General features: G+C 29.6%; 7 protein-coding genes and 1 pseudogene. 1 reads left to right on the top strand and 7 read right to left on the bottom strand.

Going from position 1 to position 11,051, the window contains the following annotated elements:
• From HCG70_RS01540 to HCG70_RS01520, 5 genes and pseudogenes are all read right to left on the bottom strand, one after another.
• A pseudogene (locus HCG70_RS01540) lies at positions 1 to 1,274 on the bottom strand (hypothetical protein); the annotation flags it as partial.
• A gap of 388 nt (positions 1,275 to 1,662) precedes the next feature.
• Positions 1,663 to 1,911, bottom strand: coding sequence for a hypothetical protein (locus HCG70_RS01535; protein WP_042395419.1), 249 nt, complete (start codon positions 1,909 to 1,911; stop codon positions 1,663 to 1,665).
• Positions 1,912 to 2,020: 109 nt separating this feature from the next.
• Positions 2,021 to 4,030, bottom strand: a complete 2,010-nt coding sequence (locus HCG70_RS01530) for an amylo-alpha-1,6-glucosidase (RefSeq protein ID WP_221697409.1) — start codon at positions 4,028 to 4,030, stop codon at positions 2,021 to 2,023.
• A 161-nt stretch (positions 4,031 to 4,191) separates the two neighbouring features.
• On the bottom strand, positions 4,192 to 4,614 hold the full coding sequence (locus HCG70_RS01525) for a DUF3783 domain-containing protein (RefSeq protein ID WP_221697408.1): 423 nt from the start codon (positions 4,612 to 4,614) through the stop codon (positions 4,192 to 4,194).
• 135 nt (positions 4,615 to 4,749) lie between these two features.
• Positions 4,750 to 5,787, bottom strand: a complete 1,038-nt coding sequence (locus HCG70_RS01520; protein WP_221697407.1) for a J domain-containing protein — start codon at positions 5,785 to 5,787, stop codon at positions 4,750 to 4,752.
• A 170-nt stretch (positions 5,788 to 5,957) separates the two neighbouring features.
• Between HCG70_RS01520 and HCG70_RS01515 the strand changes: the two genes are divergently transcribed.
• The gene (locus tag HCG70_RS01515) at positions 5,958 to 6,419 is read left to right on the top strand and encodes a YopX family protein (protein ID WP_221697406.1); all 462 of its coding nucleotides are present in this window, start codon (positions 5,958 to 5,960) and stop codon (positions 6,417 to 6,419) included.
• Positions 6,420 to 6,488: 69 nt separating this feature from the next.
• On the opposite strand, the gene HCG70_RS01510 is transcribed toward HCG70_RS01515, so the two are convergent.
• Positions 6,489 to 8,153 carry a ribonuclease J gene (locus HCG70_RS01510; RefSeq protein WP_221697405.1) on the bottom strand — a complete coding sequence of 555 codons (1,665 nt, stop codon included), beginning with the start codon at positions 8,151 to 8,153 and terminating at the stop codon, positions 6,489 to 6,491.
• Positions 8,154 to 8,746: 593 nt separating this feature from the next.
• Positions 8,747 to 11,044 carry a bifunctional glutamate--cysteine ligase GshA/glutathione synthetase GshB gene (gene gshAB / locus HCG70_RS01505; protein ID WP_221697404.1) on the bottom strand — a complete coding sequence of 766 codons (2,298 nt, stop codon included), beginning with the start codon at positions 11,042 to 11,044 and terminating at the stop codon, positions 8,747 to 8,749.
• Positions 11,045 to 11,051: the final 7 nt, after the last annotated feature.

The raw sequence follows: 11,051 nt of genomic DNA, 5'->3' as shown, positions 1-11,051 counted from the left end.
GTAATTCCTCTTCCTGTTGGACCTGTTACTCCAGTTGCTCCTGTGATTCCTACTCCTGTTGGGCCTGTTACTCCTGTTACTCCTGTAATTCCTCTTCCTGTTGGACCTGTTACTCCAGTTGCTCCTGTAATTCCTACTCCTGTTGGTCCTGTTACCCCAGTTGCTCCTGTGATTCCTACTCCTGTTGGTCCTGTTACCCCAGTTGCTCCTGTGATTCCTACTCCTGTTGGGCCTGTTACTCCTGTTGCTCCTGTAATTCCTACTCCTGTTGGGCCTGTTACTCCAGTTACTCCTGTAATTCCTATTCCTGTTGGGCCTGTTACTCCTGTTGCTCCTGTAATTCCATCAACTCCATCTCTTCCATCATTTCCTGTTGGACCTGTGATTGAAACTGCATCTACACCATCTCGTCCTGCTGGTCCTGTTGGTCCTGTGATTGAAACCGCATCTACACCATCTCGTCCTGCTGGCCCTGTTGGTCCTGTGATTGAAACTGCATCTACACCATCTCGTCCTGCTGGTCCTGTTGGTCCTGTAATTCCTACTCCTGTTGGTCCAGTTACTCCTGTTGCTCCTGTTACTCCTGTTGCACCAGTTACTCCTGTTGCACCAGTTACTCCTGTTACTCCAGTTACTCCAGTTACTCCTGTTACACCTGTTACTCCAGTTACTCCTGTTACTCCAGTTGCTCCAGTTACTCCTGTTACTCCAGTTGCTCCAGTTACTCCTGTTACTCCTGTTACTCCTGTTACTCCTGTTGCTCCTGTTACTCCAGTTACTCCAGTTACTCCAGTTGCTCCTGTTACTCCTGTTGCTCCTGTTACTCCAGTTACTCCTGTTGCTCCTGTTACTCCTGTTGCACCAGTTACTCCTGTTACTCCAGTTACTCCTGTTACACCTGTTACTCCTGTTACTCCAGTTACTCCAGTTGCTCCTGTTACTCCAGTTGCTCCTGTTACTCCTGTTACTCCTGTTGCTCCTGTTGCTCCTGTTACTCCTGTTACTCCAGTTACACCAGTTGCTCCTGTTGCTCCTGTTGCTCCTGTTACTCCTGTTACTCCTGTTGCACCAGTTACTCCTGTTACTCCTGTTACTCCTGTTGCACCAGTTACTCCTGTTACTCCTGTTGCTCCTGTTACTCCTGTTGGTCCTGTTAATCCTATTAATCCTATTCCTGTTGGTCCTGTTGGTCCTGTTGGACCTGTTATTCCACCAAAAGAACCAGTTGGACCTGTTGGGCCTGTTGGGCCTGGAGGGCCTGGAGGGCCTGGCATAATTTGATAGCAAATAATTCTTCCCTTGCAATCTCTTATGCATTTACACCATCTATTCGAAGTTTCATCATATATCCATTCCTGATTATGACAATAAAACTGATTATTATCCATACTTCATCCTCCTTTGCGATACTATCGTAACAATAATATATGTTTTAATAAAACAAAATGTGTATAAGCGCAAAATTATTGCTTCTTATCGAATCTTGAAAGAAATAACCCTCAAAAAATTTCTTTTATAAAAACACTTGTTGCTCCTAGATTATAATATTCTATCATCATAAAAAATCATTTGATCCACCTAATTTATAGCCATATTTTACAAAAAAATAATCACAACATCTTGGATACTTCCCAAGAAGTTGTGATTATCTCCTTAAATTTTTTATTTTTCTTCTTTACTCATTTCTTTTGCAACTTCATTAATTACTTTATTAATTTCATCTATTGCTTCTTCTTCACTTTTTACACTAACATCTTCATCATTCTCATTTTCTTCAGAGCTATCCCCATAATTATTTCCATTATTATTTCCACAATAAATTCCCTTTTTAATAGGTGCTATTAAAAATCCAGCTACTGCACCAGCAAAGAAACAAGCTGCCCCTAACAATACCTTTTCATCTAACTTCATATATAACCTCTCCTAAATTAATTATTTTTCTCTTAAAATTTTAACGATATTTTAGTTATATGTTTATAAATTCAATAATATACCGAAGCAAATATAGAATTAGATTTTATTATTTATTTAAATAAGGTAATACATCTTGAGAATAGGCTCTTAATACCTCGCCTACACTCCAAGCTTGAGAATAACATCCTCTTCCTGTTGAAGCAAAATCACCATCAAATATTTCAGCAATACCATTAATACATCCATCTTTCATAGTATCTTCAAAAACCTTACACATATGATTTGCTTTTTCTATAGCCTCTTTAGAATAGTCATTAACTTTACAATATGCTGTTATAAATCCTCCAATTAAGAAAGCCCAAGTAGTTCCCATATGATATGCACAATCTCTATCAATTAATTTTCCTATATATTTCTTTTTATAATCCTTGTCCATAAATGAAAGAGAACGTAATCCATAAGTTGCATATAAATGCTTATATACTGTACTAACTATTTTCTTTTCTTTTTCTCTATCTAAAACTGCAAATGGCAATGATACTGCCCAAATTTGATTTGGTCTTATTTTATCATCATTTTTATCAACTACATCATAAAGACAATTTTTTTCTTCATTCCAAAATTTATTATTAAATGATTCTTTTACTCTACAAGAAAGCTCTTTATATTCTAAAGAATCATCTCCAAATTTCTCACATAACTCTTCCATTATTTTCAACGCATTATACCATAAAGCATTAATTTCAACTGGTTTTCCATGTCTAGGTGTAACAACAAAATCTCCAACTCTAACATCCATCCATGTTACTTGATCAAGACCTCCACCAGCAAATACTAATCCATCACTATCCATTCCAATTGAAAAGTCTGTTTTAGTAGAATAAGCCTTATATATTTCCTTTAACTTTGGATATAGCTTTTCTTTAACAAATTTATAATCACTTTCATCACCAGTATACTTTAAATACTTATAAACTGCTTGAAAATACCAAAGCGAAGCATCTACTGTATTATATCCAGGCTCAGTATTCTCATCTGGAAATACATTAGGAACTAGTCCATTTTTAATATATCTTGCAAAAGACTCTAAAATTTCTCTTGCTTCATCAAATCTTTTAGTAACTAAAGTAAGACCTTCAAAAGCAATCATTGTATCTCTGCCCCAATCTGTAAACCATGGTAATCCTGCTAAAACAGTCTTTAGCCCTGTACTTTCTCTATTAACAATGAAATGATCACCTGCTTTAACTAAATTATTTGCAAAGTCATCATTTAAATTAGCATTTTCAACTAAAGCTTCAGCTCTCTTTTTATATTCATTCACTATTTCAAATCCACTTTTTTCATTTAATCCTTCAATAGTACATTTAACGTAAAATCTTTTCTTTTCAAAAGGCTTTAATTCAATATGAACTTCATAAGGTGTATAATGATTATCTACCCCTAGGAAACCTGTTCTATGATCTATCATATAAAAATGATTTTCTTCCATTAAATAGTTTGGTGTTGCCATACTTGTAGGAATTAAACTTCTATCATAGAAATCTCCTTCCGAAGTATAAAAGTCTATTTTTATATTCTTATCTTTCTCAGGTATTAAAGTTAATATTTTTCCACTAGTCTTTACATCAAATTTTAAATCCCCTCTTTCACTAGTTTCTCCAGCCTCTCTATAATTAAATAAAGGTACTACTTTTAATGTTGCACTTTCACTTCCATTTTCAATTTCATAACATACAGCAACAGTATTATGTCCATATTCTATCGATATAGTTTTTTTAATAGATACATCTTCAATTGAATAATAATATTCTGGTACCGTATCCAAAATAAACTGCTCCAAATATTCTTGTCCATCTTTTGAAGTTCCGATATATTGTTGTGATGTTAAATCATACTCTCTATCATTAATTATAATTTGTTCTTGCGTTCTTGTTAAAATTAATTTTCTATTTACTGGTGCATTTAAGGATGCAATTAAATATCCATGAAATGCTTGAGCACCTCCACCAGCAACTGTATGATTTGCATACCCACCAATACCGTTACCTATAACCCATGATAGCTCATTTCCAGACTCAATATTCTTCCACATTCCTCTTCCATACTTGTACATCTCTATTCCCCTCCTGTAACTGTTATCATATCTATATTGAAATTATACATAAGTTTTAATATACAAACAATAAAACAAATATGCTACTTTTATATTAAAAATGCTATTACATTCAAAAAGAGTAAGATTTATAAATATAAATCCTACTCTTGCATTTTTTATTAGTGATGAGCATCAAAATTTCCTTGACTAATTGCCATACGTTCTGCAGAAAGATTTGCAACAACCTCATTAAGAGTCCAATTAATTGATGTTTCAGTTACTGTAGCCTTTAATACATTATTAATTTTTAGCTTTCTTAAGTTTTCTAAAAATACATTTATTTTTGCAGGTGATAATGCATTAAATATTATGGCTCTTTCTTTTCTTCCATCAGTACAATCTGATTTTATATTATTTTCTAGTATATCCTTCATAACTGTATCAGCATTTTTAGGATATAAAACTATTTGGTCTCTAACCCCTAAAAGTGAAGCATATCCTTGAATTGATTTAAGTTCTTTTCCTCCTATGTTATAAATAACTACACAAGCTCTTCCTTCTACTTGTGAATTATCATTCATATCTAATTTTGTAAATGTCATAAATAAACCTCCATTTTTTTCAATTCAACTGTCAATATAAATTATATCCTAATTATAACATAAAATTCATGTATTATGTAATTAAATAATAATAACTATTATTTAATTATTATTACAGTAAAATTAAATATACATTTACCTTCCACCTATCTTTTTATACAACTCATCTTTATCAATTATTTTTCTTTTAACTTTTAATTCTCCAATACTATTAACAACATTAGACCAAGTACTATATTCTTGAAATGGATTACTTCCTGCTTTTGCTTTTAACCATGAATTTAGAGTACTAGGAACATCCCCATCAACAGATAACAAATCTCCACTTTCATCTCCTAGAAGCCTTCTTCCTAAAAGTCTTATAGACTCTAAGTCTAATAATGAATTTGCCTTATTACTTATCTTCATTTCATATGGCATTAAATGTTCAATTGATTTTGCTACTGATAACAGCCTTTCTCCTTCCCTTACTGAATACCACCAACCTCCAATTAATACGCCATAACGTCTACTGGTAGAAACAAAATAACTGTCAATTGTAATTCCATTGTGAGTCAATTCATTATAATGTAAAAAACAACTAATATTATATAAATTACTCAACACCCAACTTGCTGTATTAACTGACACCTTTCCTTTATAATACGTTAATAAATCTCTTAATAAAATTAAGTCTTCTTCTTTTTCAAATACTATTCCTATCTTCCCAGTTACTGTCCTAAAACTTGTAATAATTCTAGGCATATATTTACTAAATTCTTTTTCCATATCATCATTTGCATATTTAAAATTTTTTATTTGCTTTAAAGCATTTAAAGCAAATTTTTCATTTTCTTCATTAAACAAATATAATACAATTTCATTTCCTATATACATTTTTCCTAATTCAAAATTATGACTAATTCTAAATTTCATCATATAATATTTGCCATCACTTTTTTTTAATTTTATCATACCCGGCTTATTCCATATTCCCTTTTCTATATTTGACTCAGCCTCTTTATAAAGCTTGTTTATTTTTTCTGTAACTTCAATATATTCTTGTTTCTGCTCATTTAAATCTGGATGGTAAATCTTCATTAGCTCAACATACTGTTTTTTCATAGTTTCAATATCCTCACTAAATAATTCAGAAGGATATTTTATTTTTCTTATTTCTTCAATAGTAAGCATTTAACCCTCCTTAATTTGAACACTCTAATTAAATCATAGTTTATATTTATGAACTTAAAATAATTATTATGTAATTATTTATAAATCTATTTTCAAATATTTTCCAATTTGCTATAATATACTATAGGTTAGGGATAATTTAGATATATGAGGGATTGGAGTGTTTTATTATGAATAATGAACTAAAATTTAAAATATATAATAAACTTTCAAAAAAATGCTTTAAAGTAACCAGAATAGATTATATAGATAAACAAGTTTATTACTATGATAAAGATGAGGAAGAAATAATAGCCTTAGATGATTGTATTTTACTAATGCCTACTGGAATATGTGATTCTTTAGGTCGTGAAATTTTTGAAGGGGACGTTATTATTTATCAAGAAAATAGTTTTACTTATAAAAAGACTGCAGAAGTAGTTTATGAAAATGGCTGTTTCGTAGCAAAACAACTTTTATCTGGTACTATAGAACAAACAGCTTTAGATGAAGGTATGTATATTGATCAATTTAAGGACCTTTTATTTTCAACAACCTTTTCTACTTACAAACCTGTTAAAGTAATCGGTAATATATTCACTTATAAGCTAAGTAAAAATAACAGCAAAATTAAAATACCTATAAAATTATAATTTTATTTAAATTTAAAAGAAGAGTTTGAATATATAAATATCAAGACTCTTCTTAATTTATTTTATTAATTATACTTCCATTATAATTGGTACTATTATAGGTTTTCTCTTTGTTTTACTATATATGAATGAACCAATATCACTTCTGATATTATTTTTAATCTCAGACCATTTAAACACGTTATTATCTATAGACTTTTGAATGCTTTCATAAGAAATTTCTTTTATTTCATTTACTAATTCTTCTGATTCTCTAACATATACAAATCCTCTTGTAATTATATCTGGTCCACCAACTATTGCACGACTTTCTTTTTCAATTGCAACAATAACATTAATGATACCATCTCTAGATAAGTTCTTTCTATCCCTTAATACTATATTTCCTACATCACCAATTCCGCTTCCATCAACTAATATATTACCTGCTTGAACCTTTTTAGCAATACATGCTGATTTTCTACTTAAGCTTAATACATCACCATTTTCTAATATAAATGATTTTTCTTTTTCTAAACCAACTTCTTCAGCAATTAAAATATGTTTTCTTAAATGCTTATATTCACCATGTACTGGCACAAAATATTTTGGTTTTAATATTGAATGTATAAGCTTTAGTTCTTGTTCACAAGCATGACCTGAAACATGAATTTCTTCAATTGACTTATAAATAACTTCTGCTCCCTTATGAGTTAATTCATTTATAACCCTTGAAACAGCCTTCTCATTTCCTGGTATTGGACTAGCAGAGATAATTATCATATCATCTTTTTCAATTTGTATATTTTTATGTGTAGATGCAGCAATTCTAGTAAGAGCTGACATAGGTTCTCCCTGACTTCCTGTAGTTACAATAGTTATTTGATCATTGTTATAAAGTCTTAAATCCTTTAAATCAACTAATAACCCTTCTGGCATATCTAAATATCCAAGCTTAACTGCAACATCTGATATTTTTTCCATACTTCTTCCGCTAAATGCAACTTTTCTTCCATACTTAATTGAAGAATTAATTATTTGTTGTAATCTATGAATGTTAGAAGCAAAAGTCGCAACAATTATTCTTCCTTTTCCTTTGGAAAATAAATTATCTAACTTTTCCCCAACTGTCTTTTCTGACATGGTATATCCTGGATGACAAGCATTTGTACTATCTGCCATAAGTAATAGTACTCCTTGCTTTCCAAGCTTTGCAAATCTTTGTAAGTCAATTACATTTCCATCAACTGGAGTGAAGTCTACCTTAAAATCCCCAGTATGAACTATTATTCCTAGTGGAGTATGAATTGCTAATGAACAACTATCAGCAATACTGTGATTTGTTCTTATAAATTCAACTTTTAATTTATCTAATTTTATTATATCTCCAGGTTTTACAACATTTAAATTAACAATATCAAGCATCTTATGCTCTTCAAGCTTGCTTTCTATTAATCCAACTGTTAAGTTAGTTGCAAATATAGGAACATTAACTTGTTTTAAAATATAAGGAATTGCCCCTATATGATCTTCATGTCCATGTGTTATAAAAAATCCCTTTACTTTTTCTATATTATTAACTAAATATGTTACATCTGGAATTACTACGTCTATCCCGTACATTTCTGAATCTGGGAAAGTCATACCACAATCTACTACAACTATTTCATCCCCATACTCTATTACTGTTATATTTTTTCCTATTTCACCAAGTCCACCTAATGGTATGACCTTTATCTTCTTCTTGCTTTCCATCTAAATCCTCCATACTTTATATATCACTACTCTAATTTATTGTACAAAAATAAAAGTTGTATAAAATCAACTCTCTATTATTTATTGATATTCTTTTATAAATTAATACGTTCAATTCACTTAATTAACAAAAATACTTTAAAAGTTATTTTCTTAACATTGCATTTACAAAGCTTAACATCTGACTATGTTAATTCATTCCTTGTTTAATGTTGCTAAGCCGTATTTAAATATAATTTTCACGTCCTAATTATATAAAACAACTTAAATAAATACACTTAAGTTTTCCTAAATATATTCATTTAACTTATTTTATTTCATAAGTCATTATATCCAATTTGGAACTTTTTTTCAACTAAATTTATATTTGTTGAAAATGTAAGAACAAAAAAAGAATATTATCTTTTACATATTGAACTGCATTACCCCAATTTTATTTTGATTAGCAATATTCATTATTTTTAGTAGTAATAAAACTTAATTTCCTCTTCATTCACTTTAATGTATTTATCTTCTTTATAGATTTAAATTTTTTCATAAAAATGACCCTAAGGTAAGCATTTATTAAATACTTACTTTAGGGTCATAAAAACTTAAATTAATTCTAGTAACTTTAAAACATGTGTTGCTATATTTCTCTCTTTACCTTTATATGGATAAGAGTGAATATGAATTGCTGGGTTGAAATTTAATTCTATGATTGCATAATTAGTATTTTCATCACTATAATCTTCTAGCATCATATCCACACCACAGATTTTAGCACCTGCTGCTTTTGCTGCATTTACTGCAATATCTTTAAATTTTTGTGGAATATCATCTGTATAATCTACACTATCTCCACCAGTACTTATATTAGAATTTTCTCTTAAGTACACTATTTCATCCTTTTTAGGTATATAATCAAAATTCTTTCCTTGTTGTTTTAAGAATAATTCTGCATTTTCCTCTAGTCTTATTTTTTCTAAAGGTGTAACATACCCTTTACCTCTTAATGGATCTTGATTTTTAATTTCTACAAGCTCTGTTATAGTCTTTTTACCATCACCAATAACATTTGCTGGTACTCTATGAAGTATTCCAACAACTTCATCATCAATAACTAAAAATCTATATTCTTTTCCCTTAATAAACTCCTCAATAAGAACAGTATTATCATTTTTAAATGCTATTTCAAAAGCATGAATAATATCTTCTAAGTTAGCTCCATTTGGGAAAATATTAATTCCAATTCCGAAGTTTGTGCTCTTAGGTTTTATTACTATTGGCTTATTAATATAATTTGCTGCCTTAATTTTTGCTTCTTCAATACTGTTAAACTCATCACCAAGTGGAACTTTAACTCCCTTTTCAGCTAATACCTTTTTAGTTACAGTTTTATTTTCCATTATTAATACTGAAACATAGGTGTCTTTTGATGTTTTAGTTGCTTGCTTAACATATTCTATTTTTTCATTTTTCTTTAAAGATATAAAGTTTTCACTTCTATCTACTATATTTACAGTAATACCTCTTTTAATAGATTCCTTCATTAAAATTTGTGTGGATAACTCTAAATCTTCATATCCTTCTAACTTAAATCTATTTTTATAAGCATCATTTTTATATTCTTTAGCTAAGTTTAAGAATGTATTAATATATCCATTTTCCTTTATAATTTCAGAAATTCTATAAGCATAAGTTAACTTACTATCCTTAACCTTTTCTATCATATTATTTATAATTTCTTCAAAGTTTAAATTTAGCTTATTATTAACTTCTTTAACTTCATTTAAAATTTCTAATCCATATTGAATTCTATTAATATTTTTTCCATCTTTCTTTAATTCAATATCCTTAAGCCCTGAAACAGCAATCAATTGTTGATTTTCTAATGCTTCTTCTTGCCATTTATCAAAATTGCTTTCCTCTTTAACCAATAGATATATATTAAATATTTGTAGGAATTTTAAATCCTCTAAACTTATTCCACCTTTCTCAAATGGATTAATATCAATAGTTCTATACTCTAAATACTTAATTCCATCATTGATTAGTGATTCCATAAAATTGCTTGTATCACTTGGTTTTAATCTAACTTGACTATAAATTTCTTTATGACTTTCAATAAGACCATCACTTAAATACTGTTTTATACTTTTAATATGATCTTCTACAGTGCTATAGCTTGGGAATAAATCTACTTTATTTTTATAACCACATTTTCCATTTCTATGTGAAATAGCTCCATTACTACTATATCCATGCTTAGTTAATTTCATTAATGGACATTTATTTTCACCTATAAAACTTTCATGTACTATTGGTGCTGCTCCTAAAAGATATACTATAAGCCATCTATATCTAAGATAATTTCTGGCTACTTTTAAGTAAACACTATTTTTAAATTCTTTGTATGATTCCTTTTTACCACTTACTTCGTATAATTTATTTATTATATTTTCATCAAATGAAAAATTATAATGAATTCCTGATATAAGTTGCTTTTTCCCACCATATTTTTTTAATAACTTTTCCCTATACTCTTGAGCTTCTTTACTATGATTTTCAAATTTTGCAACAGGTATTTTATCATCATCTGGAATAATACATGGCATAGATTCTGGCCATAAGTATTCATCACCTATTTCCATAGCAACAATATCATAAAGTGCTCTAGTAAAGTTATATGCTTCTTCTGTTTTTTTGAAAGCTGGTGTAATTACCTCTACTTGACTTTCTGAAAAGTCTGTTGTTATATATGGATTTCTTGCCTTATCTCCAAATATAATCGAATGATCTGTTTCTGCTAGAAATCCTTCTGCATCTAATCTTAGCGTTTCTCTTTCGATACCAAAATTCCCACTTACAATTTCATTGCCAGTAAATAGATCTTTTATTTTATTTAACATTACTTTA

The organism is Clostridium sp. K04, assembly GCF_019734375.1.
GTDB classification, from domain to species: Bacteria; Bacillota; Clostridia; order Clostridiales; family Clostridiaceae; genus Clostridium; species Clostridium saudiense.
This window is presented reverse-complemented; position numbering and strand designations above follow the sequence as displayed.